Origin of the sequence: Homoserinibacter sp. GY 40078 (genome assembly GCF_008017545.1) — a bacterium.
In the GTDB taxonomy this organism is placed as follows: domain Bacteria; phylum Actinomycetota; class Actinomycetes; order Actinomycetales; family Microbacteriaceae; genus Homoserinibacter.
In genome coordinates this window covers 881,117-905,961 of record NZ_VRTZ01000001.1, presented here as the reverse complement: position 1 = coordinate 905,961, position 24,845 = coordinate 881,117, and the positions used below count along the sequence as shown (strand labels likewise).

The following is a 24,845-nucleotide window of genomic DNA, read 5'->3' as shown; positions in this document are numbered from 1 at the left end:
GTGGTTGGTCTCGAATCGCGCCTTCGGCGCTGCGAGCCCGGTGGACGAGCTAGTCGCCCTTGCTCTTCTGGACGATCTCCTCGGCAACTGCCTTCGGGACCTCCGCGTAGCTGTCGAACGACATCGAGTAGACCGCACGACCCGAGGTCTTCGAGCGGAGGTCTCCGACGTAGCCGAACATCTCGGACAGCGGCACGAGGGCACGAACGACCTTGACGCCGGTCGCATCCTCCATCGCCTGGATCTGACCGCGCCGCGAGTTGAGGTCGCCGATGACGTCGCCCATGTACTCCTCGGGCGTACGCACCTCGACCGCCATGAGCGGCTCGAGCAGAACAGGGCTCGCCTTGCGCGCGGCCTCCTTATAGGCCATCGACCCGGCGATCTTGAACGCCATCTCCGAGGAGTCGACGTCGTGCGAGGCACCGTCGACGAGCGTCGCCTTGACGCCCACCGTCGGGAAGCCGGCGAGCACGCCGACCTGCATCGCGTCCTGGATGCCGTGGTCCACCGAGGGGATGTACTCGCGCGGCACGCGACCACCGGTGACGGCGTTCACGAACTCGTACGAGACCTCGGGGGTCACTTCCAGGGGCTCGAGGGTGATCTGGACCTTCGCGAACTGGCCAGAGCCACCGGTCTGCTTCTTGTGGGTGTAGTCGTACTTCTCGACCGTCTTGCGGATGGTCTCGCGGTACGCCACCTGCGGCTTGCCGACGTTGGCCTCGACGTTGAACTCGCGCTTCATGCGGTCCACGAGGATGTCGAGGTGCAGCTCGCCCATGCCCTTGATGACCGTCTGGCCGGTCTCGACGTTCTGCTCGGTGCGGAACGTCGGATCCTCTTCGGCGAGCTTCTGGATCGCGGTGCCCAGCTTCTCCTGGTCGGCCTTGGTCTTGGGCTCGATCGCCACCTCGATGACCGGCTCGGGGAAGGTCATCGACTCGAGGATGATCTGGTTGCCCGGGTCGCTCAGGGTGTCACCGGTGGTGGTGTCCTTGAGGCCGATGACCGCGTAGATGTGGCCCGCGGTCACCGAGGGGACGGGGATCTCCTTGTTGGCGTGCATCTGGAAGATCTTCCCGATGCGCTCCTTCTTGCCCTTGGTGGAGTTGATCACCTGGGCGCCCGACTCGAGCGCACCCGAGTAGACGCGGATGTAGGTGAGACGACCGAAGAAGGGGTGCACGGCGATCTTCGACACGAGCGCCGAGAACGGCTCCGTCGCATCGGCGTGACGCTCCAGCACGACCTCGGCGTCCTTGACGTCGTGACCCTGCACCGGCGGCACGTCGAGCGGGCTCGGGAGGAAGTCGATGACCGCGTCGAGCATCGGCTGCACGCCGCGGTTCTTGAAGGCCGAGCCGCAGAGGACCGGGTAGAGCTCGCCGGCGATGGTCAGCTGACGGATCGCCGCCTTGATCTCGGCGACCGTCAGCTCCTCGCCGCCGAGGTACTTCTCGAGCAGCTCCTCGGAGGTCTCGGCGACGGTCTCGAGCAGGACGGCGCGGTACTCCTCGGCCTTCGCCTGGAGGTCGGCCGGGATCTCCTGGATCTCGTACTTGGCGCCCATGGTCACGTCGCCCTTGGCGTCGCCCGGCCACACCAGCGCCCGCATCTCGAGCAGGTCGACGACGCCGACGAACTCGGACTCGGACCCGATCGGGAGCTGCAGCACGAGGGGCTTGGCACCGAGGCGGTTGATGATCGTGTCGACCGTGAAGTAGAAGTCGGCGCCCAGCTTGTCCATCTTGTTGACGAAGCAGATGCGGGGCACGTTGTACTTGTCGGCCTGACGCCACACGGTCTCGGACTGGGGCTCGACGCCCTCCTTGCCGTCGAACACGGCGACCGCGCCGTCGAGGATGCGCAGCGAGCGCTCGACCTCGACGGTGAAGTCCACGTGACCGGGGGTGTCGATGATGTTGATCTGGTTCTTGTTCCAGAAGCAGGTCACCGCGGCGGAGGTGATGGTGATGCCGCGCTCCTTCTCCTGCTCCATCCAGTCGGTCGTCGAGGCGCCGTCGTGCGTCTCGCCGATCTTGTGGTTCACGCCCGTGTAGAAGAGGATGCGCTCGGTCGTCGTCGTCTTGCCGGCATCGATGTGCGCCATGATGCCGATGTTGCGGACCTTGGTGAGGTCGGTGAGCACGTCTTGTGCCACGGGGTCTTCCTTACTTTCGGAAATGTGATTCGGGGCGGCCCGGATGCCGCGGCGTAGGCTACGGCATCCGGGTGACCCGGAGGTTTACCAGCGGTAGTGGGCGAAGGCGCGGTTCGACTCGGCCATCTTGTGGGTATCCTCGCGGCGCTTGACCGCGGCACCCAGACCGTTCGAGGCGTCGAGGATCTCGTTCTGCAGCCGCTCGGTCATCGTCTTCTCGCGACGCGACTTCGAGTAGCTGACGAGCCAGCGCAGCGCGAGGGTGTTCGCGCGGTGCGGCTTGACCTCGACCGGCACCTGGTAGGTGGAGCCACCGACGCGGCGGCTCTTCACCTCGAGGGTCGGGCGCACGTTGTCGAGGGCCTTCTTGAGCACGACCACGGCATCCTGCCCGGACTTCTGGGCGACGCCATCGAGCGCGCCGTAGACGATGCGCTGGGCGAGGTCCTTCTTGCCGTCGAGGAGGATCTTGTTGACGAGCTGGCTGACGACGGGCGAGCTGTAGACCGGGTCGGCGACGACCGGGCGCTTGGCTGCGGGTCCCTTACGAGGCATCTGACTCAGCCCTTCTTCGCGCCGTAGCGACTACGGGCCTGCTTGCGGTTCTTGACGGCCTGGGTGTCCAGGGCGCCGCGGACGATCTTGTAGCGCACGCCGGGGAGGTCCTTCACACGGCCACCGCGGACGAGCACCATCGAGTGCTCCTGCAGGTTGTGGCCCTCGCCGGGGATGTAGGCGGTGACCTCGGTGCCGTTGGAGAGCTTCACACGGGCGACCTTGCGCAGAGCCGAGTTCGGCTTCTTCGGGGTCGTGGTGTACACACGGGTGCACACTCCGCGCTGCTGCGGGTTCGCCTTGAGGGCGGGCGCCTTGGTCTTCGTGACCTTCGGCGTGCGGCCCTTGCGGACCAGCTGCTGAATGGTGGGCAAAATTGCTCCTTGATCATGCTGCACGGTGACAGCTGATGGTGGATCCATCGGGATCCGTCACCCGCCGAGGAAGCTCGTCGGGGAATCAGACGGACATGCCGTGGGGGTCAGCTCCGGCGGGCGCCGGGGCCTGGCCCTGTGTCGCATCCGCTCGCCCTCCACGCCGCGACGGCCTCCGGAGGAGGTGTCGGATGGCAGGGAGAAGGCGTGCGAAATGCACACACGCGGTCAATCATACGCTCGCGCGTAATCTCCCGCAATGTTGGCGCAGAAGAGCCGGCGACCGCGACGGGAGGGACGCGGCCGCCGGCAGTCTGTCACCCCGCGGATGCGGGGGCGGTGGTCGACGCCTCGGCGCCGTCGGCGTCGCCGCCGTCGGCATCCGGCTGCGTCGCACCCGGGCGCAGGAGCACATACATCGCGCCGGAGAGCGTTGCCGAGTAGGCGGTGTCCGTTACCGACGTCGTGATCTTCGTCACGAGCACGAGGCGGTCCGTCGACTGCACGCCGTGGATGAACGACAGCACCTCGTTCCACCCGCCCTCCACCGAGATCGTCACCGGCACGAGGATGAAGTTGTCCGGAGAGATGCGGGCGTCGGTCGCGGGCGTCGGCGCGAGATCCGGATCGGCGGCCTCCCCCGCGGGCGGTGCATAGGGCGTCAGCTCGCCGAGCGTGAACTCGGCGACGGTGACGTCGGCCTTCGTCGCGAGGCTGTTGACCTGCTCCAGGAACTCCGCGCTCTCGACGTCCTGCGGGATCGCGCGCTCGAGCTCGGCCGCGCGCTTCTCATAGGAAGGGAGGTTCTCCTCTTCCTTGGCGAGCGTCATGATCGCCATCTGCAGCGTCTGGTTCTGGCTGGCCGCCGCGATGCGCTGCTGCTCCGCGTCGTTCTGGGCGTCCAGCAGGGGCGACACCCCGAGGAACCAGCCGCCCGCGAGGAGGCCGATGATGACGACGCCCGAGATGAGCGCCCACACGTTCGTCCCGATCTTCATCACTCCGCCTCCTCGGTCTCGGCCGTCAGCCGGTTCGAATACGCCTGAGCATCGATGTGCATCGTGACGCTCGCGCTGTAGGAGCCGTCTTCCAGGAGCACGATGCTCCCCGGCTTCGCGTCCACGAATCCGGGCAGCTCGCGGAGACGATCGAGCCAGGCAGGAATGTCCGGGAGGTCCTTGCTCAACGCCGTGAACTGCAGCGTCGCGATGCGCGCACCCTCGAGGGGCACCGTCGACTGCGGGTACTGCTCGGTGATCGTCGCCGCCTCGACCGAGAACGTGTCGAGCGAGACGCCGTCCGGCAGAGATCCCTGCACCTGCGTCAGATAGTCCTGCCAGTCGATCTCGGTCGATCCGCCGACCACGAGCGCCGCTTCACCCAGCCGCACCGCGTTGATCGCGCTCTGGACCTCGGAGTACTGCAGCTGCTGCTGCGCCAGATCCTGCGTCTTCAGCTGCTCGGCGGCCAAACCGGCCTGCGCCGTGAACGAGTAGTACCAGGCGGCACCGATCGCCGCGACGACGAGGATGAACACGCCGAACATCGCCAGTCGCAGGAGGCGCTGGACACCCAGCTGCCGGTTGCGGTCGCCGATCTCGGGCGGCAGCAGCGAGACGCGCGGCGACGTCCCCACGGGGACGCTCTTGCGCCCTGCCTCGCGCTTGGACGGCGCGGGGGGCGCGACGGTGGCGGTCATGCCTTGCTCCCGAGTGTGAGTCCTGCGGCGACGGTGACCCCGGCGACGCCGGCGGCCATCTGGTTCGGATCGACGGTTCGGGCGACCGACAGCCGCTCGAGCGGCCCGGGGGCCCGCACCGGGATGCGGGTCGCGTCCGCGAGGGCGGTCGGGAATCCGTTGAGCTCGGCTCCCCCGCCCGAGAGCAGGATGCGCTCGATGACCGCCCCGGGTCGGTTGGAGACGTAGAAGCTCAGCGTGTTGCGGATCGCCACGACCAGGTCGCCGGTCGACTCGTAGATCACCTCGAACGCCGGACGCAGCTCGGGGCCGGCGCCTTGGGTCGCGAGGCCGAACCGGCGCTTCACCTGCTCGGCCTGGTATTCGTCCATGCCGAGGCGTTCGACGAGCGCGCGGTTGATGTCGTCGCTGCCGTTCTGGATGATCCGCACGAACTGCGGGATGCCGTCGACCGCGATCGTGACCATGGTCGTCGCCGCCCCGATGTGCACGAGGGCGACCGAGCCCTGGGCGGCGGGTCCGACGAGGAGTGCACGGCTCAGCGCGAACGGGATGAGGTCCACGTCGACGGGCACGAGCTTCGCGGCCTCGACCGCCTCGACGGCCGCGAGGACGCTGTCCTTGATGGCGGCGACGAGGAGGCCCTGGATGACGGGGCGGCCCTCCTCGTCCGCTTCCGCGATCGGATAGAAGTCGAGCAGCGCCTCGTTCACCGGAACGGGCAGGATGTCCTGCACCTGGAACGGGAGCGATTCCCGGATCCGGTCGAGCGGCGCACGCGGCACTGACAGCTCGCGCACGAGCACGCGGGCATTGCCGACGCCGACGATCACCTTGCGGGTCTTGAATCCTGCTTGCGACCAGAGCTGCTTGAGCGCGGCCACGACGACCTCGCGTTCGAGCACCTCTCCGCGGTCGATGGCCGAGGTCGGGACGGCGATCTGGTGATAGCGCACGAGCGTCGGCTTGTTGCCGCCGGAGCCGAGTACCTCGGCCGCGCGGATCACCCCCCGCCCGAAGTCGAGCCCCACGATGGTGGATGCCATGTTTCCCCCTTGTTCTCCCGTATCCCCGTGTCAGCCCAGGCCGACCAACGCGAGGTAGCCGGCGGCGATCTGCTCGCCTCCGACGACTCCCACCCAGGCCCCGGCGATCATCCAGGGTCCGAACGGGATGCGGCGGTCCTTGACGGACCGCCTGATGATCAGCACGATCGCCCCCGCGATCGCGCCGAGTGCGAAAGCCACGATGACTCCCACCGCGAGTTGCGCCCATCCGAGCGCACCGAGGTAGAGCCCGAGGACTCCCGCAAGCTTGACGTCGCCCATCCCCATCCCTCGCGGGCTCACGAGCGCGAGCGCGAGGTAGAAGGCGAACGATGCGGCCGCGCCGATACCGGCGGAGACCAGCAGCTCGGGCCGCCCGAGGAGCAACAGCGCCGGCACGAGCAGCACGACGCCGCTCACCAAAGCGAAGAGCACGATCGGGTTCGGCAGCCGGTGCACGTCGAGGTCGATCGACGCGAGCGCGATGCTCACCCCCGCGAGCACGAGGAACGCGAGCAGCTGCAGCACGGCGCCCGTCGCCTCCGCCGCGGAGCCCGACTGCCCGATCTGCGGGGCGAAGAACAGCGCGACGAGCACGAACACGACGCCCGTCAGAGCCTCGACTGCCGGATACCGGGCCGAGATCGGCATCCGGCAGTCGCGGCAGCGCCGCCCGAGCAGCAGCCAGGACAGCACTGGCACGTTGTCGCGCGCGCGGATCTCGGATCCGCAGCCCGGGCACGCCGAGGCGGGGGCGACGACCGACATCCCCGCAGGCACCCGATAGACGACGACGTTGAGGAACGAGCCGATCGCAAGACCCGAGATGGCCGCGAGCGCGGCGAGCAGCGGCGTCATCGGGGCGCTCCGTCTGCGTCGAACGCGGAGGGCACACCGGCGATCTGCGTGGTGCCGTAGGTGGTCGACGTGGGAGTCAAATACTTCGGCGGCGCGGAGTAGGTGAGCCGCTCGTCGTAGTTGTAGTCCTTGGCATATCCGGTGGCGACGCCGTATGCGCTTCCGGTTCCGACAGGGCCGCGGAACTTCTGCGCCATGCTGCCGACGATCTTGAGGGTGCCGCGAGGGGACCCGCTGCGGTAGTTCTGCACCTGGATGGTATGCGCCACCGACAGCAGCGAAGCGTAGATGGTGCGGTTGGTGCCGAGCAGAGCGTTGTCGCTCGAGTTCATCGGATTCCAGACCCAGATCGCGTTGTTGCCGACCACGCCGAGCATGTCCTCCTGCGTGTCCGCATACGAGAGGTCGCCGGTGAGATAGACGAAGTTCTCAGCGGCGGTGGTCATGCGCCCGTGCAGCGTGCCACTGATGTAGAGGTCGCCGTTGCGACATCCGTAGGCGGGCGTCGACGAGGTCGAGCTCGAGGGCATCACCTCGTTCGCCATCGGGAAGCGCTGCGTGGCCGAGCTCGAACTGTTGGTGCTGCCGATGTACCAGGCCTGGTCGCTGCCGGTCCCGGTGCAGTGGAACTTGTTGTACGTGAACGTGCCCGTGCCGAGGCTCGAGGTCGGATAGTTCGGGTCGCTCGTCGAGCTCGGGATGTTCTGCACGTAGAGCAGGTTGAGGTTGAGCACAGGGATCGTGGCGCCACCGGTGCTGCCGAGCTGCCCGGTCGAGGTGCCCGGGGTGCCGCACTTCGCGGGGGTCGTCGCGCCACTCGAACTCGCCGCCACCTGCGTCTTGCGGGTGAAGGGCGACCAGACGGTCATCGTTCCGTTGCTGTTGAGCTGGATCACGGTCGGGCCGGTGTACAGGCAGCCCGGATCCGGCACCTCGCTCGGCAGGTCGTTGCGCGTCTCCTTCTTCATCTGCGCATTGGTCGCAGGCATCGTGATCGCGCCGACGCGCTGAGGTACGCCCGCCTGGAAGTTGGGGGACGAGCATCCGCTCGCTGTGCCGTAGAGCGGGTTTGTGGTGCTCGCCGTCGTGACCGCACCCTTGAACGTCGCCGAGCAGAGAAGGAGACGGTCGTTGGTGTGCACCTTGCCCTTGATGACGTCGCTCCCGGCGAACTGGATGTCGCCGCAGGTGGGCGAGCCTCCGCTGTAGCCCGGCACGCCGGAGGTCTTCTGCGGCGGGCGGTTCCACCAGTAGTTCTCGCAGTACGGGTCGTTGCCCGAGGTGACCAGCGGATCCTGCGTCTCGTAGTCGGTGAAGTAGACGAAGTCGCTGAAGCCGTCCTGCCGCAGGTCGGCGATGACCGATCGCGTCTGGCTTCCCACGAGGCCCGTCGACCGGATGCGGATGACTCCTGTTGCCGGGTACATCGACGTGTCGATCTCGTAGCGGAACTTCGCCTTTCCATCGGACCCCGGCACCGTCGCCCACGGCGCCGAGGCCGTCACGTTGAACGCGGCATTCGCGTTGGAGCCGGTGGGCATCGTGAGCGTCGGGCTCTCGGAGCTGAACTCGGAGGCGGTGTTCCCGTAGCGCACATAGCTCGGGTCGTTCTCGACACGGCTCGAGTAGTCTTCGATGCCCGCATACGCCGCTGCGAGCGCCCCGTTCCAGTCGGTCTCGGTGTCGGCCTTCTGAGTGCCGCCGACGGTGGAGCTCAGGGCTGTTGCCACGACCAGCACGAGTACCAGGCCGAGGCCCATGACTAGAGGAAGGACGTAGCCATCCTCGCGACGCAGAAATCGACGCATGGTCCTTACTCCCCTCCTGTGAGACCGAGGTTCATGTTGGGCATCCCAATGGTGTTGTCGAGCACCACTACCTCATGTGAATTCGAGGCGCGTACGCGCACGTTGAATCGCACCGTGGTGACCGCAGCGCGCTCGGAACTGGATAGCGTGCCGCCAGTTCCGAGCTGGGAACCGGTGACGGAGTAGTACCGAAAGAGGGGCTCCCCGGAGGTATTCACGACGACGTTCCCAAGCACGCGCGTTGAGTTCGGCGCGGTCGTCATCGAGGGGAACACCGCGTAACCGTTGACCACGGAGGCCTGCCACTGATCTTCGATCATCCGACCTTCGCCGTCGACGCGGTAGCGCAACCGCAACGGGGTCTCGAAACTGGGGCCGGCGTCTGTATAGGTGATCACTGTTACGGAAGTGGTGCTCCCCGCAACGATTGCCGGGTCGGGGTTCGGTGACGTCGCCACCGCATTGCGAACCGCGGCGCGAATCGAGGTGGACACAACGTTCATGATGTTGCTCGCGTCCGCCGTGGAGCGCCGCAATCCCTCAGCGCGGATGGTGTGCTGTGACACATTCACGAAGAAGGTGACTGTGATCGACATCAGCAACGTGCTGAGCACCATCACCACAAGCGCTTCGACCAACGTGATGCCAGCGTCATCGCGCATCCTGCCGTTCCGGAGAACGCGAACAAGCTCGCTCACGGGGCACCCCTGGGGTCGAGGGTGACGGTGTTGCCGCTCACCATTCCGCTTGTGACCACGTTGGTACGCGGATCGATGTTGGAGGCAGAGAACGAGTTCGAGGTCGATCCGGACGATCCTCCGTAGTAGAGGCGCCAGCTGCCGTACGGGAGCGCCAGATCGCGACTCGAGGTCGAGGTGCTCGAGGACTCGCGGCCGAAGCGGTACGTCATGCCGACCTCGCAGGTCGGCTGACCGGCGACTGTTGCGGTCGCGACGCTCACGGCGGTCACGTACTGATTGCGAGCGAGGTTGTTGACGCGCACGATGCCCATGGCGACGGATGTCGAGGCGGTGCCGCCCGGGGTCGTCGCAACGGGTGCCGGCAACTCGCCCGCCGCGAGGGCGGTCGTTCCCACCGTGGCGGCGTCCCACTCCGAGGGATCCACCGCGCGGCAGCCACCCGTGCCGTCCGCGTCGGGCGCGACGTAGTGTCCGGCGATGATCGTGTACCCCGAGCTCCATGGGAAGAATGTGGCACTCGACGGTGTCCCGGAGACGTAGTAGGTGCCGTAGGTGTTGATAAGGCTGGTTTCGTTGTTGGTGGCGAACCAGTTGCTTCCGGAGCCGTCGGCGAAGCTGAGGCCGAAGGTCGATGCGGCGTCGAAGCCAAAAGAGACGTTGACGGTGGATCCCGCCGTCACCGTCACCTCCTTCGACGGAGATGTGTTCTGGTCGACATCGATGTACCCCGACTTCGACAGGGACACGGCGTACGTTCCGGGCTTAACCTGCATCGCATACGTGCAGCCCTCGCCGTTGGTCGCGTCCGGCTGGGAGTCCAGCGCAGCAGCACCCCCGCTCGAAGGAGAAACTGCGACGGAGACGCCAGCGGCACCCGTGCCATCGGCGCGGGTGACCGCAATCATCACCGTGCCGCGAGCCGGGTCATTGATTCGGCCCGCCGGCGCAAGCACGGTGTCCGAGGAGACCGGGGTGGTCGGCGTCATCTGACCGGTCCAGTTGACGCGAACATTCACTCGCTTCAACTGCAAGTTCCCCGTGCCGCCGGACCCGCACGGGATGTCGAGACCGCTGCCCGAAACCCATGAGGTGTCGCGGGTGATCGTGTAGGTCGTGCCGTCAACAGTCTCAGACGTCGTGGCGTCGATAACCGAGAACGGATCGACGACGGCGCGGACTCGATCGATCTCGCTCGCGGCGAGGCTGAGCGCTGTGACTCGGTGCTGCTGGTCTCCGGCCAGTCGAATCGACACCAATGTGGCCTGTGCGACCGCGACGGAGAGCACGAGGAACACCATCGTGGCAACGATGACCTCGACGATGGATACGCCGGCCTCGTCGCGACGGGCGCGGCGAATCAGCCCCTCGCGCGGCGCGTCAGTGTTCCTCATCTCACCGCCCCCCCTGCGGAATATCGAATGTGGAACCGGCGGGGCACCTCGGGGTGCCCCGCCGGTCAAGGGCCGACGAACTAACTCGTCGGCATCGAACTCAGGAGCAGGCGCCCTCGACGACTCCGGCGGAGTCGCTGACGCTCAGGACCTTCGTCGTCGGGCTGGTCGCCTGGATGCAGAAGTCCTGCGCGGTGGAGCCCTCGGCGAGAGCCGGAGCCGACCCACCCGTGTAGTCGATGCTGCCACCGGGCGGGAACCCGTCGGCCTCGAGGCCGGTCAGGTCGGCCGGGAACTCGCCCGTGCGGGTGTAGCTGGCCACCACCGCAGCCTTGGCGTTGGTGAGGTCGGACTGTACGGCCGAGTCCTTGGCCGAGTTCTGAACCCCGATGTAGACCGGGATCGCGATGGCGGCGAGGATGCCGATGATGATGACGACGACGAGGAGCTCGATGAGGGTGAAGCCCTCGTCCTTCTTGGCGAGCTTCTCGCGCTGAGCCGCAAGTGCGGCGGTGATGCGAGTCATGTGCTTTTCCATTCCACTTTGTTTGTTTGATGGGTCGCGAGCCGTCCCCCCTACGGTTGTGACTCGACGCTTGTATGGTTTCGTGTCGTATTCCGCCAGCGGTATCCCACGATGAGGTGGCACCCGTGCGGGGGGTCACCCCCCAACGACCCCGATCATGCTGAAGATCGGCATGTAGAGGGCGACGACCATGCCGCCGACGACCACGCCGAGGAAGGCGATGAGCAGCGGCTCGATGATCGAGGTGAGGCCCTCGGTCGTGGCCTGCACCTCGTCGTCGTAGAAGTCGGCGACCTTCGAGAGCATGGTGTCGAGCGCCCCCGCGTCCTCACCGACCGCGATCATCTGCACTGCCATCGACGGGAACACCTTCTCCTCGGAGAGAGGGCCCGAGAGCGACTTGCCGACCCGCACCGAGTTCGCGATGTTCTGAGCCGCTCGCTCGATGACCCAGTTGCCCGATGCCTCACCCACGATTGCAAGCGCTTGCAGAATCGGGACACCGGCGGTGACCATGTCGGCCAGGTTGCGGCAGAAGCGCGTGATGGCGATCTTCGCGATGAGCTTGCCGAAGATCGGGATCTTGAGCTTCGCTGGATCGACAACGCTCCTCACGCGCTCGGTGTGCTTGTTCGCGTTCCACCAGATCGTGAAGGCGATTCCCCCGACGACACCCACCGGCACGACGAAGACCATCGCCTGACTCAGCCAGACGAGGAACATCGTCGGCAGCGGAAGGTCGGCGCCGAAGTCCGCGAACATGTCCTTGAAGATCGGCACGATGAACAGAAGCATGATCACAACCGCGACGATCGACATGATGAACACCATCACGGGATACGTCATCGCCGACTTGATCTGCTGCCGGAGCTTCGCTTCCTTCTCGTAGTTCGTCGCGATCGTGTCGAGCGCGCCGTCGAGGAAGCCGCCCGTCTCACCAGCGCGCACCATGTTGATCATGAGCGGTGGGAAGACCTTCGGGTGCTTGCCGAGGGCGTCCGAGAACGCCCAACCGACCTCCACCTCGCGAGCGACCGCACCGAGTGTCTCCTTGAGCTTCTTGTTCTCGGTCTGGTCGGCGAGGATGCTCAGGGTCTTGAGCAGCGAGAGGCCAGCGTTGACCATGGTCGCCGCCTGGCGGCTCAGCACGGCGAGATCCTTGAGGCCGACCTTGCCGCCGAAGCCCAGTTCGATCTCGCGGTTGAGACCGGTGCCCGCGGCCGCCTCCTGGATCTTGACGGGACTCAGCCCCATGGATCGCATCCGGTCGATGGCGGCGGACTCGGTGGGCGCCTCGAGGCGCCCCTTGACGACCTTGCCTCCTGCGTCGCGTCCGCGGAAGCTCCAGTTGCGTGCTCCGGTCGCTGGGGCCGGCGCTGTCGCGGTCACCATCAGATGGCCCTCGCATTCTGGTTGTTGAGGTCACGACGGGTGACCAGCCGGTTGAACGTCTCGGGGTCGTGCACCTTCTCGATGGCCGCCTCGTAGCCCACCTCTCCGGAGTTCACGAGCTCGCCCAGGTGCTGATCCATCGTGTGCATGCCGAGTGCGGAACCCGCCTGCAGGGCGGACGTCACCTGATAGGTCTTGCCCTCGCGGATGAGGTTCGCGAGCGCCGGGGTGATCACCATGACCTCGGTGGCCACCGCGCGACCGCGGCCGTTCGCGCGCTTCACGAGCGTCTGACACACCACGCCCTGCAGAGTCGCCGCGAGTTGCACTCGGATCTGGTCCTGCTGGTGAGGCGGGAACACGTCGATGACGCGGTCGATCGTCTGACCGGCGTCCTGTGTATGCAGCGTCGCGAATACGAGGTGTCCGGTCTCGGCCGCCGTGAGAGCCACCGAGATCGTCTCGAGGTCGCGGAGCTCGCCGATGAGGATCACATCCGGGTCCTGCCGCAGCACGTGCTTGAGCGCGTTCGCGAAGCTGTGGGTGTCGGCCCCCACCTCGCGCTGGTTGACGAGCGCCTTCTTGTTGGTGTGCAGGAACTCGATCGGATCCTCGACCGTGACGATGTGGTCGCGGCGCGTGGAGTTCACGAGGTCGATGAGCGCCGCGAGAGTCGTCGACTTGCCCGAACCGGTCGGACCCGTGACGAGCACGAGCCCACGCGGCAGCTTCGCGAAGTTGCCGACCTGATCCGGCACACCCAGCTGCCCGAGCTGCTTGATCTCGGTGGGGATGATGCGGAACGCACCGCCGATCGCGCCGCGCTGCTGGTAGAAGTTCACGCGGAAGCGCGCGTTCGCCGAGAGGGTGAACGCGAAGTCGAGCTCGAGCTTCTCGTCGAAGGTGGCGCGCTGGCTCGGCGAGAGGATGCTGTAGAGCGCGGTCGCCGTGCGTTCGCGGTTCCACACGGGCATCTCGTGCACCGGGGTGAGGGTGCCGTCGATGCGGAGCAGCGGAACCGCACCCGCGGAGATGTGGAGGTCAGACGCTCCCGCAAGGAGCACCTCCTGCAGGCAGTGGAGGAGCTCGGCGTCCGCGTTGGCACGGGCCGCGCGGGCGTAGTCGTCGTCAAGCGAGTCCGTCTCGCCCAGCTGCGGGGGCGCTGCGGCGGCAGGCATCGCCCCACCCGGCGTCGGCATCGTGGGCATGCTCGGCGGAGCACTCGGCGCGGGCACCGCGGCGGACGGCACCGAGAGCGGGCTCGGGAGGGGATCCGGCATGGGCGCCGGCGCGGCGGCGGGCATGCCCGGCACGGGGCCGGGTGCGGGCATCTGCACCGGTGCGGGCATCTGGGCCGGCATCGGCGCGGGGGCCGCGTCGACGTGCGCGCCCGCGACGGGCGGCGGCAGGTGCGAGAAGTCGGGCGCAGCCGCCGCCTCCGGGGGCAGCTCGCTCCGCGGAGGCGGCAACGTGCCGGCCGCTCCCGGCACCCCGAAAGGTGGTGCCGCCGGATCCGTCAATGGGATCTCGTAGATGTTGTTGTCGTTCATGCGCTGGTTTCCCCTTCCCCGCGCCCCGCGGCCGCCCTCAGGCGACGACGCGGAGGATCTCCTCGACGCTGGTCATCCCGAGCAGTGCCTTCGCCCACCCGTCCTGCCGCAGCGTGTGCATCCCCTGCTGCACCGCGACACGGCCGATCTCTGCGCTCGACGCACGGGACACCGCGAGGCGCTCGATGTCCTCGGACACCGACATCACCTCGTGCAGAGCCATGCGGCCCCGGTACCCGGTGTTCGAGCAGTGCTGGCAGCCGACCGGGCGGAACAGGGTCGGCACCCCCATCCGCGGATCGGATGCGAAGCCCATCGCGGCGAGCTCGTCAGGCGACTGGTGGTACGGCTGCTTGCACTTGTCGCACAGCCGCCGAGCGAGACGCTGGGCGACCACGCAGTCGAGCGCCGATCCGACGAGGAACGGCTCGATGTCCATCTCGATGAGACGCGTCACCGCGCTCGGCGCGTCGTTCGTGTGCAGTGTCGAGAGCACGAGGTGGCCGGTGAGGGCCGCCTCGATCGCGATCTGAGCCGTCTCCTTGTCGCGGATCTCACCGATCAGCACGACATCGGGGTCGGATCGCAGGATGCTGCGGAGCGCGCTCGCGAACGTGAGGCCCGCCTTCGGGTTCACCTGCACCTGATTGATGCCCGCGAGGCGGTACTCCACCGGGTCTTCGACGGTGATGACGTTGATCTCGGGCTTCGAGACCTCGTTGAGGGTCGTGTACAGCGTCGTCGACTTGCCGGACCCCGTGGGGCCCGTCACGAGGATCATGCCGTAGGGCTTCGTGTACGAGGTGCGGAAGCGCTCCAGGTTGTTCTCGAGCAGCGCGAGCTGGCCGATGCCGAGCGAGGTCGACGAGTTGTCGAGGATTCGCATGACGACCTTCTCGCCGTAGACCGTCGGCAGGGTCGCCACGCGCAGGTCGATCTTGCGGCCACCGTGCATCACCGACAGCCGACCGTCCTGCGGCTTCCGCCGCTCCGCGATGTCGATGTCGCTCATGATCTTGAGGCGGCTGATCACGCCGTTCTGGATCGACTTCGGCGCGCGCTGCATCTCGTGCAGCACCCCGTCGATCCGGTACCGCACGTGCATGTCGTGCTCGGCGGGCTCGATGTGGATGTCCGAGGCGTGGTCTTGGATGGCCTGGCTGATGAGCAGGTTCACGAAGCGCACGATGGGCGCGTCGTCCTCCGCTTCGGCGAGCGCGACATCCGTGCCGGACGGCTCGGAATCCTCCTCGATCGCGGTCGTCAGATCCGACAGCTCGCCGTCGGCACGGACGAAGCGGCCGATCGCGTTCAGCAGGTCGGTGCGCTCCGCCACGACCGCGCGCACCTGGATGCGCACAGCGGCGCGGATGTCGTCGAGCGCCACCACGTTGTTGGGGTCGGCCATCGCGACGAGCAGCCGATCGCCGTCACGTCCGATCGGGAGCACCTCGTGCCGACGCAGCAGCCCGAGCGGCACGAGCGAGACCGCAGCGTTGTCGACCGGGTACTCGGTGAGGTCGACGAACGGCAGGTTGAGCTGCGCGGCGCGCGCGGAGGCCACCTGCGACTCGGTGAGCACGCCCTGTGCGATCAGGTCGCGGATCTGGCTCTCGTCGGAATCGCCTGTGGTATCGATGCTGGTGATCGGCAGCTGACCGCGGATGATCAGGATCTCGGAAAGGGAGGCCATGCCACCCCCTCAGGAGCCGAGACCCACACCGCGGCGTCGTCCCCCCGATCGAGGCCGCGATTCGGGGGCGTGGCGCCCCCGACTGCGTCAGGCTATCCCGGGGGTCGGGGGCGTCACGAGTCCCGCATGCGGGGGTCAGAGCGCACGTTCTGCCGGGCGAAGTAGGCCCAGCATCCGATCGGAGGGCCCGCGGCGATGAGCGCTGCCGCGATGACGAACGGGCTCTGCGCCTGGGCGAAGGCGAGCCCCACGTCGACTGTCGCCGCCGACGCGACCAGGACCAGGTAGACGGCCGCGACCGTGCCCACGGTGCCGAGCCACGGGCTCCGCGTCGGCACCGTCACGACGATCCCGAGGTACACGGCACCCATGGCGAGCGTCAGCGCGGCGACGGCGTAGAGCGGACTCACCGGGAACTCGATCGGGTCGCGGTCGAGCGCCACCGCAAGCAGGCCGTCGACCGCGAACACGACGGCCGCCCATGTCACCGCGACGAAGAGACCGGCGACCCGCTCCGGATGGCGCGACGGCTCAGGCGGGGTGGGCGCGCTCATACTCCGCACGCCGCTCGGCCGCCGAACGGTCGAACTCCTCGCGATCGGCGACGTTGCGCTCCTTCACCTTGCGCCCACGGGCGGCGATGGCGAGCCCGAACCACAACGCGCACTCGCGGGCGAGCGCGAGGGCGCACAGCAGGAACGCATTCGTGGCAAGCGCCGAGATCAGGCGCACCCCCTCGTCCGGCGTCAGGGTGATCACACCGCTCAGCAGCGCGAGCACCCCGAGCGAGACCGCGTACGTCAGAATCGCGACGAGGATGCTGCCCAGCACGTGCGCCCACCAGGCGGCCCGGTCGACGATGAGCGCGAACAGGATCGACACGAGCGCGTATACGCCGATCGGCACCCAGAACGCGGCACTCCGCAGGAACGATCCGAGACTTGCGTCGAGGTTGGCTCCCGGGGTCAGCGCGATGATCGCGCAGCCTGCCCCGAGGTAGAGCAGGGCGAATGCAACGGCCCCGAGGAGCGAGATGAGCACCCCGAATCCGCGGTTGTGACGGGGCGCGGGCGGCTCGGGCGCCTGCACGTAGACGACCTCCCGGGCCGAGGCGGGCGGCGGGACGACGACGGGAGCGGCCGTGTCGGTAGACGGTGCGGGCTCGGCAACGGGCTCCGCGGCGGGCCCGGCAACCGGGTCGGCGACGACGACAGGTTCCGCAGGCGCCTCCACGGGTGCAGGCTCGACGAGCGGCTCCGGCTCCACAGGCGACACGGGAGATTCGGGCGACTCGGGCGACGGAGTCGCCGCAGGCGATGCGGGCGAAGCGGGGGTGGTGTCGTCCGCGGGGGTCGGATCGGTGGGCTCGGCCATGATTGCTCCTTCGCTCGGCGCCCTCAGCCTAGCGAGGGCACTTCCCGACGGAAACGACGAAGGCCCCCGCTTGACGCGAGGGCCTCCGACGTGATCAGTCGATCAGCTGTAGGTTCCGGGCTGGAAGTCGTCCGAGCTGAAGCTGTCGAAGTCGACGAAGCTCAGGTCGGACTCGCTGAACGCCGAGTCGTCCGCGAAGATGCGGTTCGGGTAGCGCTCTGCCTTGGCCTCCTCCGTCGCCGACACCTCGACGTTGCGGTACTTCGAGAGACCGGTTCCGGCGGGGATGAGCTGACCGATGATGACGTTCTCCTTGAGACCGACGAGCGGGTCGGAGCGACCCTCCATCGCCGCCTGCGTGAGCACGCGGGTGGTCTCCTGGAACGACGCGGCCGACAGCCACGACTCGGTCGCGAGCGAGGCCTTCGTGATACCCATGACCTCCTGACGCGCCGACGCGGGCTTCTTACCCTCGACGATCGCGCCGCGGTTGATCTCGGTGTACCGCGAGCGGTCCACGAGCTCGCCCGGCAGCAGGTCGGTGTCGCCGTGCTCCACGACGGTCACCTTGCGCAGCATCTGCCGCACGATGACCTCGATGTGCTTGTCGTGGATCGGCACACCCTGCGAGCGGTAGACACCCTGCACGCCGTCGACCAGGTGCAGCTGCACGGCGCGGACGCCCTGCACGCGCAGCACCTCCTTCGGGTCGAGGTTTCCGACCACGAACTGCTGGCCGAGCTCGACGTGCTGGCCGTCCTCGACGAGGAGGGTGGCGCGCTTGAGCACGGGGTAGATCTCCGGCTCGTCGCCGTTGTCGGGCGTGAGGATGATCCGACGCTGCTTCTCGGTGTCCTCGATCTGGATGCGTCCGGCCGCCTCGGCGATCGGGCTCGCACCCTTCGGGGTACGCGCCTCGAAGAGCTCCGTGACACGCGGCAGACCCTGGGTGATGTCGTCCGCACCCGCGGTGCCTCCCTGGTGGAAGGTACGCATCGTGAGCTGCGTTCCGGGCTCACCGATCGACTGGGCCGCGATGATGCCGACGGCCTCGCCGATGTCCACGAGCTTTCCGGTCGCGAGCGAGCGACCGTAGCAGGCGGCGCAGACGCCGACCGCCGACTCACAGGTGAGCACGGAGCGGACCTTGACGGTCTCGACGCCCGCAGCGATGAGCTTGTTGATCAGCACATCGCCGACGTCGGAGCCGGCCTCGGCGACCACCTCGCCCTTCTCGTTCACCGCGTCCTCGGCGAGCGAGCGCGCGTAGACCGAGTTCTCGACGTTCTCGTCGCGGATCAGGACGCCGTCGGCACCCTTCTGCGCGATGCGGAGCTCGAGGCCACGGGTCGTACCGCAGTCGTCCTCGCGGATGATGACGTCCTGGGCGACGTCGACGAGACGACGCGTCAGGTAGCCGGAGTCCGCGGTACGGAGGGCGGTGTCGGCGAGACCCTTACGGGCACCGTGCGTGGCGATGAAGTACTCCGCCACCGACAGGCCCTCGCGGTACGAGGAGATGATCGGGCGGGCGATGGTCTCACCCTTCGGGTTCGCGACGAGGCCGCGGATACCCGAGATGTTGCGCACCTGCAGCCAGTTACCACGTGCACCGGAGGACACCATCCGGAAGATGTTGTTGTCCTTCGGGTAGCTCGCCTGCATGGACTGGGCGATCTCGTTGGTCGCCTCCGTCCAGATGTCGATGAGCTCCTTGCGGCGCGTGGCGTCGTCGATCAGACCCTTGTCGTACTCGGACTGCACCTTGGCGGCCTGCTTCTCGTGCTTCGCGACGATGGTCGGCTTGTCGGCCGGGGTCACGATGTCCGAGAGAGCGACGGTCACACCCGAACGCGTGGCCCAGTAGAAGCCGGCGTCCTTGATGCGGTCGAGCGCCGCGGCGACCTCCACCTTGGGGTAGCGCTCCGCGAGGTCGTTGACGATCGCGGAGATCTTCCCCTTGTCGGCGAGCGCCTCGACGTACCAGTAGTCCTCGGGGAGGGCCTGGTTGAAGAGCGCGCGACCGAGGGTGGTCTCGACGAGCTTCGCCGAACCCTGCACGAAGTCCTCGGGGGCGTCCTCGAGGTACACGCCCTCGAGACGGATGCGCACCTTGGCGTTCAGGTCGAGGCTGCCCTCGTCCTTCGCCAGCAGCGCCTCCGACAGCGACGAGAACGCGCGGCCCTCGCCTGCGGCACCCTCGGTGAGGGTCGTCAGGTGGTGCAGACCGATGATCATGTCCTGCGAGGGCAGGGTCACCGGGCGGCCGTCCGACGGCTTCAGGATGTTGTTCGAGGCGAGCATCAGGATGCGGGCCTCGGCCTGCGCCTCCACCGAGAGCGGAAGGTGCACGGCCATCTGGTCACCGTCGAAGTCCGCGTTGAACGCGGTGCAGACGAGCGGGTGCAGCTGGATCGCCTTGCCCTCCACGAGCTGCGGCTCGAACGCCTGGATGCCCAGGCGGTGGAGCGTCGGCGCGCGGTTCAGGAGCACAGGGCGCTCGCGGATGATCTCCTCGAGCACGTCCCACACCTGCGGGCGCGACCGCTCGACCATGCGCTTGGCGGCCTTGATGTTCTGCGCGTGCGACAGGTCGATGAGGCGCTTGATGACGAACGGCTTGAACAGCTCGAGCGCCATCTGCTTCGGCAGACCACACTGGTGCAGCTTCAGCTGCGGACCGACGATGATGACCGATCGGCCCGAGTAGTCGACGCGCTTTCCGAGCAGGTTCTGACGGAAGCGGCCCTGCTTGCCCTTGAGCATGTCGGACAGCGACTTGAGCGCGCGGTTGCCGGTACCGGTGACCGGGCGGCCGCGGCGGCCGTTGTCGAACAGGGCGTCGACGGCCTCCTGCAGCATCCGCTTCTCGTTGTTGACGATGATCTCGGGCGCGCCGAGGTCGAGCAGACGACGAAGACGGTTGTTGCGGTTGATCACGCGACGGTAGAGGTCGTTCAGGTCGGAGGTCGCGAAGCGGCCACCGTCGAGCTGGACCATCGGGCGCAGCTCCGGCGGGATCACCGGGACCACGTCGAGCACCATCGCGGCCGGCGAGTTGCCGGTGGCGAGGAACGAGTTGACCACGCGCAGACGCTTGATGGCGCGGATCTTCTTCTGACCCTTGCCGTTCGCGATCTGGTCGTGCAGCAGCTCGGCCTCGGCCGCGAGGTCGAAGGACTCGAGGCGACGCTTGATCGCCTCGGCGCCCATGTACGCCTCGAAGTACAGGCCGTAGCGGTCCTGCAGCTCGTGGAACACGGAGTCCTCGGGCTTCAGGTCGCCGACCTTGAGGTTGCGGAAGTCGTCCCACACCCGCTCGAGCTGCGCGATCTGCTCGTCGAACGACTTGCGGATCTGCGACATCTCCTTCTCGCCGGCGTCCTTCACCTTGCGCTTCTGGTCGGCCTTTGCGCCTTCCTCCTCGAGCGCGGCGAGGTCGCCCTCGAGCTGCACGAGACGCGCGTTGATGCGGTCGTCGCGCTGCTGCTCGAGCGCCTTGATCTCGAGACGCATCTCGTTCTCGAGGCCGGGGAGGTCGGAGTGACGGCCGTCCTCGTCGACATCGATGACCATGTACGCGGCGAAGTAGATGACCTTCTCGAGGTCCTTCGGCGCCATGTCGAGCAGGTAGCCGAGGCGGCTCGGAACACCCTTGAAGTACCAGATGTGCGTCACGGGCGCGGCGAGCTCGATGTGGCCCATGCGCTCACGACGGACGGAGCTCTTGGTGACCTCCACGCCGCAGCGCTCACAGACGATGCCCTTGAAGCGCACGCGCTTGTACTTGCCGCAGGAGCACTCCCAGTCCCGGGACGGTCCGAAGATCTGCTCTCCGAACAGGCCGTCCTTCTCGGGCTTGAGGGTGCGGTAGTTGATCGTCTCGGGCTTCTTGACCTCGCCGTACGACCACGCCCGGATGTCGGCGCTCGTCGCGAGGCCGATGCGGAGCTGATCGAAAGTGGTTGCGTCGATCACGTGTGTGTTCTCTCTCGCTTCTTCTCTACGAAAACCTTGTTGGGCCCGGATCAGATGTCGTCGATCGACGACGACTCGAAGCGGGTGGAGATGTTGATGCCCAGCTCCTCGGCGGCACGGAAGACCTCGTCATCCGTGTCCTTCAGGCTGAGGGCGGTGCCGTCGGCGCCGAGCACCTCGACGTTCAGGCACAGCGACTGCATCTCCTTGATGAGCACCTTGAAGCTCTCGGGGATACCGGGCTCCTGGATGTTCTCGCCCTTGACGATGGCCTCGTACACCTTCACGCGGCCGAGGATGTCGTCGGACTTGATCGTCAGGAGCTCCTGGAGGGCGTAGGCGGCACCGTATGCCTCGAGCGCCCACACCTCCATCTCACCGAAGCGCTGGCCACCGAACTGCGCCTTACCACCGAGCGGCTGCTGGGTGATCATCGAGTAGGGGCCCGTGCTGCGTGCGTGGATCTTGTCGTCCACGAGGTGGTGCAGCTTCAGGATGTACATGTAGCCGACCGAGATCGGGTGCGGGAACGGCTCACCGGAGCGGCCGTCGAACAGCTGGGTCTTGCCGGAGCTGTCGATGAGGCGCACGCCGTCGCGGTTCGGGAGCGTCGAGTCGAGCAGACCCGAGATCTCCTCCTCCGCGGCACCGTCGAACACCGGGGTGGCGACCTTCGTGCCGGGGGCGGCCGAGTGGGCCTCCTTCGGCAGACGCGCAGCCCACTTCGGGGAACCCTCGACCTCCCAGCCCTGCTTCGACACCCATCCGAGGTGGGTCTCGAGCACCTGGCCGAAGTTCATGCGGCCGGGGATGCCGAGCGGGTTGAGGATCACGTCGACCGGGGTGCCGTCGGCGAGGAACGGCATGTCCTCGACCGGCAGGATCTTCGCGATGACGCCCTTGTTTCCGTGGCGACCCGCGAGCTTGTCGCCCTCGGTGATCTTGCGCTTCTGCGCGATGAACACCACGACCCGCTGGTTGACGCCCGAGCCGAGCTCGTCGTCGCCGTCCTGAGCGTCGAACACCTTGACGCCGATGACGGTGCCCTCTTCACCGTGAGGAACCTTGAGCGAGGTGTCGCGCACCTCGCGGCTCTTCTCGTTGAAGATCGCGCGGAGCAGGCGCTCCTCGGCGCTCAGCTCGGTCTCGCCCTTCGGGGTGACCTTGCCGACGAGGATGTCGCCGGGGCGGACCTCGGCACCGATGCGGATGATGCCACGCTCGTCGAGGTCGGCCAGGAGCTCCGGGCTGACGTTCGGGAGATCACGGGTGATCTCCTCCTTGCCGAGCTTGGTGTCGCGGGCGTCGACCTCGTACTCCTCGATGTGGATCGAGGAGAGGACGTCGTCCTTCACCAGGTTCTGGCTGAGGATGATCGCGTCCTCGAAGTTGTGACCCTCCCACGGCATGAACGCCACGAGCAGGTTCTTGCCGAGCGCGAGCTCGCCGTTCTCGGTCGCGGGACCGTCGGCGATGACCTCGCCCGCCTCGATCCGCTCACCGGCCGAGACGACAACGCGGTGGTTGTAGCTCGTGCCCTGGTTGGAGCGGTCGAACTTGCGGAGGAAGTAGTCCTGCGTGCCGCCCTCGTCGAGCTGCACGGTGACCTGGTCGGCCGAGACCTCGAGGACCACACCCGACTTCTCGGCGGTGACGACGTCGCCCGCGTCGACCGCGGCGAAGCCCTCCATACCGGTGCCGACGAACGGCGACTCGGAGCGGAGCAGCGGCACCGCCTGGCGCTGCATGTTCGCGCCCATGAGCGCGCGGTTCGCGTCGTCGTGCTCGAGGAACGGGATGAGCGAGGTCGCCACCGACACCATCTGGCGCGGCGAGACGTCCATGTAGTCGACCTGGTCGGCGTCGACGAGCTCGACCTCGCCGCCCTTCTTACGAACGAGCACCTTCGCCTCGACGAACTTGCCCTCGGCGTCGAGCGGCGCGTTGGCCTGCGCGACGACGAAGTCGTCCTCCTCCGATGCGGTCAGGTAGTCGATCTGGCTCGACACCTTGCCGCCCGATGCCTTGCGGTACGGGGTCTCGATGAAGCCGAACGCGTTGATGCGGCCGAAGGTCGCGAGCGAACCGATGAGACCGATGTTCGGGCCTTCCGGCGTCTCGATCGGGCACATGCGGCCGTAGTGCGAGGGGTGCACGTCGCGGACCTCGACGCCGGCACGCTCACGCGAGAGACCACCCGGGCCGAGCGCCGAGAGGCGGCGCTTGTGGGTGAGCCCCGCGAGCGGGTTGTTCTGGTCCATGAACTGGGAGAGCTGGCTGGTGCCGAAGAACTCCTTGATCGCGGCGACGACCGGACGCACGTTGATGAGCGTCTGCGGCGTGATCGCCTCGATGTCCTGGGTGGTCATGCGCTCGCGCACGACGCGCTCCATGCGGCTGAGGCCGGTACGCACCTGGTTCTGGATCAGCTCGCCGACCGCGCGGATGCGACGGTTGCCGAAGTGGTCGATGTCGTCGGTGTCGAGGCGCACCTGCACCGGCTTGCCGTCGCGCTGCCCCGGAAGCGAGGTCTCCCCCGCGTGGAGGGCGACGAGGTACTTGATCGTGGCGACGATGTCGTCGATCGAGAGCACCGAGTCGGCGAGCGGCGCGTCGATACCGAGCTTGCGGTTGATCTTGTACCGGCCGACCTTGGCGAGGTCGTAGCGCTTCGGGTTGAAGTAGAAGTTGTCCAGCAGCGCACGCGCGGCCTCGGCGGCCACCTGCTCGCCCGGACGGAGCTTGCGGTAGATGTCCTTGAGCGCCTCCTCCTTGGTGAGGATGGCGTCCTTCTCGAGCGTCGAGGCGATCGACTCGTAGCCCGCGAAGCGCTCGAGGATCTCCTCGCTCGTGAGGCCGAGGGCCTTCAGGAAGACCGTGACGGACTGCTTGCGCTTGCGGTCGATGCGCACGCCCACCTGGTCGCGCTTGTCGATCTCGAACTCGAGCCACGCACCGCGGCTCGGGATCACACGGGCAGAGAAGACGTCCTTGTCGGAGGTCTTGTCGGCGGCGGACTCGAAATAGACACCGGGCGAACGGACCAGCTGCGACACGACGACGCGCTCGGTTCCGTTGATGATGAAGGTGCCCTTCTCGGTCATGAGCGGGAAGTCGCCCATGAAGACCGTCTGGGTCTTGATCTCACCCGTCATGTGGTTCATGAACTCGGCGTTCACGTACAGCGGAGCGGCGTAGGTCTTACCGCGCTCCTTGCACTCGCCGATCGAGTACTTCGGCTCTTCGAGCTCGGGGTTCGAGAACGAGAGCTGCATCGTCTCGCCCAGGTCCTCGATGGGGGAGATCTCCTCGAAGATCTCGTCGAGGCCGGTCGCGTCGGTGCCGCCCGTGCGCTGCTTCCAGGCCTCGTTCCCGACGAGCCAGTCGAAGCTCTCGGTCTGAAGGGCCAGCAGGTCCGGGACGGTCAGCGTGTCCGTGATCTTGGCGAACGAGAGCCGCGATGCTGCACGGCCGTTCTTGGGGGAATTCTTACTGGATGCGGTGCGCGCAGCAGCCAAGGAAAACAACCTCCGTGAGACCCGTCGGTCTCCGTGTGTGTCGGTAGTGGAGAGGCGCCCCGCGACTGCAGAACCGGAACCCGCCGCCATTTTCGGGTTCTCCGTCCGGAGCACACGCCGGCCGACCGCAATATGAGGGCTCGGGTGTGGGGGAGCGCAAAGAACAACTATATGTCGGAACGACGCGCCGTGTCCACATATTCCTTGACTTGGTTCCG

The 24,845-nt window shown here is 67.2% G+C and carries 18 protein-coding genes; all 18 read right to left on the bottom strand.

The features are described from left to right. Nucleotides 1-49 precede the first annotated feature (49 nt). The 18 genes from fusA to rpoB all read right to left on the bottom strand — a co-directional run bounded on the left by fusA (nt 50) and on the right by rpoB (nt 24,627). The gene (fusA, locus tag FVQ89_RS04360; RefSeq protein WP_147900667.1) at nt 50-2,164 is read right to left on the bottom strand and encodes an elongation factor G; all 2,115 of its coding nucleotides are present in this window, start codon (nt 2,162-2,164) and stop codon (nt 50-52) included. An 84-nt stretch (nt 2,165-2,248) separates the two neighbouring features. Next, nucleotides 2,249-2,719 (bottom strand): 30S ribosomal protein S7, encoded by a 471-nt coding sequence (rpsG, locus tag FVQ89_RS04355; RefSeq protein WP_147900666.1) that lies wholly within the window; start codon nt 2,717-2,719, stop codon nt 2,249-2,251. Between the two features lie 5 nt (nt 2,720-2,724). Beyond that, nucleotides 2,725-3,093 carry a 30S ribosomal protein S12 gene (gene rpsL / locus FVQ89_RS04350; protein WP_147900665.1) on the bottom strand — a complete coding sequence of 123 codons (369 nt, stop codon included), beginning with the start codon at nt 3,091-3,093 and terminating at the stop codon, nt 2,725-2,727. A gap of 317 nt (nt 3,094-3,410) precedes the next feature. Further along, the gene (locus FVQ89_RS04345) at nt 3,411-4,091 is read right to left on the bottom strand and encodes a type 4a pilus biogenesis protein PilO (protein WP_147900664.1); all 681 of its coding nucleotides are present in this window, start codon (nt 4,089-4,091) and stop codon (nt 3,411-3,413) included. After that, entirely contained in the window at nt 4,091-4,792 is a 702-nt protein-coding gene (locus FVQ89_RS04340; RefSeq protein WP_147900663.1) for a PilN domain-containing protein, read from the bottom strand. Before FVQ89_RS04340 ends, FVQ89_RS04345 begins: the two co-directional genes overlap by 1 nt. After that, nucleotides 4,789-5,838 carry a type IV pilus assembly protein PilM gene (gene pilM / locus FVQ89_RS04335; protein WP_147900662.1) on the bottom strand — a complete coding sequence of 350 codons (1,050 nt, stop codon included), beginning with the start codon at nt 5,836-5,838 and terminating at the stop codon, nt 4,789-4,791. The genes FVQ89_RS04340 and pilM overlap by 4 nt, the downstream gene beginning before the upstream one ends. A gap of 30 nt (nt 5,839-5,868) precedes the next feature. Further along, nucleotides 5,869-6,696: an A24 family peptidase gene (locus tag FVQ89_RS04330; protein ID WP_147900661.1), complete on the bottom strand. Its 828-nt coding sequence runs from the start codon at nt 6,694-6,696 to the stop codon at nt 5,869-5,871. Beyond that, the gene (locus tag FVQ89_RS04325; protein WP_222706035.1) at nt 6,693-8,456 is read right to left on the bottom strand and encodes a hypothetical protein; all 1,764 of its coding nucleotides are present in this window, start codon (nt 8,454-8,456) and stop codon (nt 6,693-6,695) included. Before FVQ89_RS04325 ends, FVQ89_RS04330 begins: the two co-directional genes overlap by 4 nt. Before the next feature lie 53 nt (nt 8,457-8,509). Next, entirely contained in the window at nt 8,510-9,202 is a 693-nt protein-coding gene (locus tag FVQ89_RS14385) for a PilW family protein (RefSeq protein ID WP_187264893.1), read from the bottom strand. Then, a complete protein-coding gene (locus FVQ89_RS14380) occupies nt 9,199-10,596 on the bottom strand; it encodes a carboxypeptidase-like regulatory domain-containing protein (RefSeq protein WP_187264892.1) in 1,398 nt (465 codons plus the stop codon). The genes FVQ89_RS14385 and FVQ89_RS14380 overlap by 4 nt, the downstream gene beginning before the upstream one ends. 100 nt (nt 10,597-10,696) lie before the next feature. Beyond that, on the bottom strand, nt 10,697-11,122 hold the full coding sequence (locus FVQ89_RS14670; RefSeq protein WP_147900657.1) for a type IV pilin protein: 426 nt from the start codon (nt 11,120-11,122) through the stop codon (nt 10,697-10,699). A gap of 135 nt (nt 11,123-11,257) precedes the next feature. Further along, a complete protein-coding gene (locus FVQ89_RS04305) occupies nt 11,258-12,514 on the bottom strand; it encodes a type II secretion system F family protein (protein ID WP_187264891.1) in 1,257 nt (418 codons plus the stop codon). Beyond that, nucleotides 12,514-14,064, bottom strand: coding sequence for a type IV pilus twitching motility protein PilT (locus FVQ89_RS04300; RefSeq protein ID WP_255513417.1), 1,551 nt, complete (start codon nt 14,062-14,064; stop codon nt 12,514-12,516). Before FVQ89_RS04300 ends, FVQ89_RS04305 begins: the two co-directional genes overlap by 1 nt. Nucleotides 14,065-14,101: 37 nt before the next feature. After that, on the bottom strand, nt 14,102-15,757 hold the full coding sequence (locus FVQ89_RS04295; RefSeq protein WP_147900656.1) for a GspE/PulE family protein: 1,656 nt from the start codon (nt 15,755-15,757) through the stop codon (nt 14,102-14,104). 113 nt (nt 15,758-15,870) lie between these two features. After that, the gene (locus FVQ89_RS04290; RefSeq protein WP_147900655.1) at nt 15,871-16,311 is read right to left on the bottom strand and encodes a hypothetical protein; all 441 of its coding nucleotides are present in this window, start codon (nt 16,309-16,311) and stop codon (nt 15,871-15,873) included. After that, nucleotides 16,289-17,131 carry a hypothetical protein gene (locus FVQ89_RS04285; RefSeq protein ID WP_147900654.1) on the bottom strand — a complete coding sequence of 281 codons (843 nt, stop codon included), beginning with the start codon at nt 17,129-17,131 and terminating at the stop codon, nt 16,289-16,291. The genes FVQ89_RS04290 and FVQ89_RS04285 overlap by 23 nt, the downstream gene beginning before the upstream one ends. Nucleotides 17,132-17,233: 102 nt before the next feature. Then, nucleotides 17,234-21,109, bottom strand: coding sequence for a DNA-directed RNA polymerase subunit beta' (locus FVQ89_RS04280; protein WP_147900653.1), 3,876 nt, complete (start codon nt 21,107-21,109; stop codon nt 17,234-17,236). A gap of 50 nt (nt 21,110-21,159) precedes the next feature. Then, nucleotides 21,160-24,627: a DNA-directed RNA polymerase subunit beta gene (rpoB, locus tag FVQ89_RS04275; RefSeq protein ID WP_147900652.1), complete on the bottom strand. Its 3,468-nt coding sequence runs from the start codon at nt 24,625-24,627 to the stop codon at nt 21,160-21,162. Between the last annotated feature and the right edge of the window lie 218 nt (nt 24,628-24,845).

Excerpts from the sequence above, each read along its gene's own strand:
- FVQ89_RS04330 (WP_147900661.1), bottom strand. The coding sequence starts at position 6,696 with ATGACGCCGCTGCTCGCCGCGCTCGCGGCCATCTCGGGTCTTGCGATC.
- FVQ89_RS04285 (WP_147900654.1), bottom strand. The coding sequence starts at position 17,131 with ATGGCCGAGCCCACCGATCCGACCCCCGCGGACGACACCACCCCCGCT.
- FVQ89_RS14670 (WP_147900657.1), bottom strand. The coding sequence starts at position 11,122 with ATGACTCGCATCACCGCCGCACTTGCGGCTCAGCGCGAGAAGCTCGCC.
- rpsG (WP_147900666.1), bottom strand. The coding sequence starts at position 2,719 with ATGCCTCGTAAGGGACCCGCAGCCAAGCGCCCGGTCGTCGCCGACCCG.
- FVQ89_RS04290 (WP_147900655.1), bottom strand. The coding sequence starts at position 16,311 with ATGAGCGCGCCCACCCCGCCTGAGCCGTCGCGCCATCCGGAGCGGGTC.
- FVQ89_RS14380 (WP_187264892.1), bottom strand. The coding sequence starts at position 10,596 with ATGAGGAACACTGACGCGCCGCGCGAGGGGCTGATTCGCCGCGCCCGT.
- FVQ89_RS04300 (WP_255513417.1), bottom strand. The coding sequence starts at position 14,064 with ATGAACGACAACAACATCTACGAGATCCCATTGACGGATCCGGCGGCA.
- FVQ89_RS04325 (WP_222706035.1), bottom strand. The coding sequence starts at position 8,456 with ATGGGCCTCGGCCTGGTACTCGTGCTGGTCGTGGCAACAGCCCTGAGC.
- FVQ89_RS04305 (WP_187264891.1), bottom strand. The coding sequence starts at position 12,514 with ATGGTGACCGCGACAGCGCCGGCCCCAGCGACCGGAGCACGCAACTGG.
- FVQ89_RS04345 (WP_147900664.1), bottom strand. The coding sequence starts at position 4,091 with ATGAAGATCGGGACGAACGTGTGGGCGCTCATCTCGGGCGTCGTCATC.
- FVQ89_RS04340 (WP_147900663.1), bottom strand. The coding sequence starts at position 4,792 with ATGACCGCCACCGTCGCGCCCCCCGCGCCGTCCAAGCGCGAGGCAGGG.
- pilM (WP_147900662.1), bottom strand. The coding sequence starts at position 5,838 with ATGGCATCCACCATCGTGGGGCTCGACTTCGGGCGGGGGGTGATCCGC.
- FVQ89_RS04295 (WP_147900656.1), bottom strand. The coding sequence starts at position 15,757 with ATGGCCTCCCTTTCCGAGATCCTGATCATCCGCGGTCAGCTGCCGATC.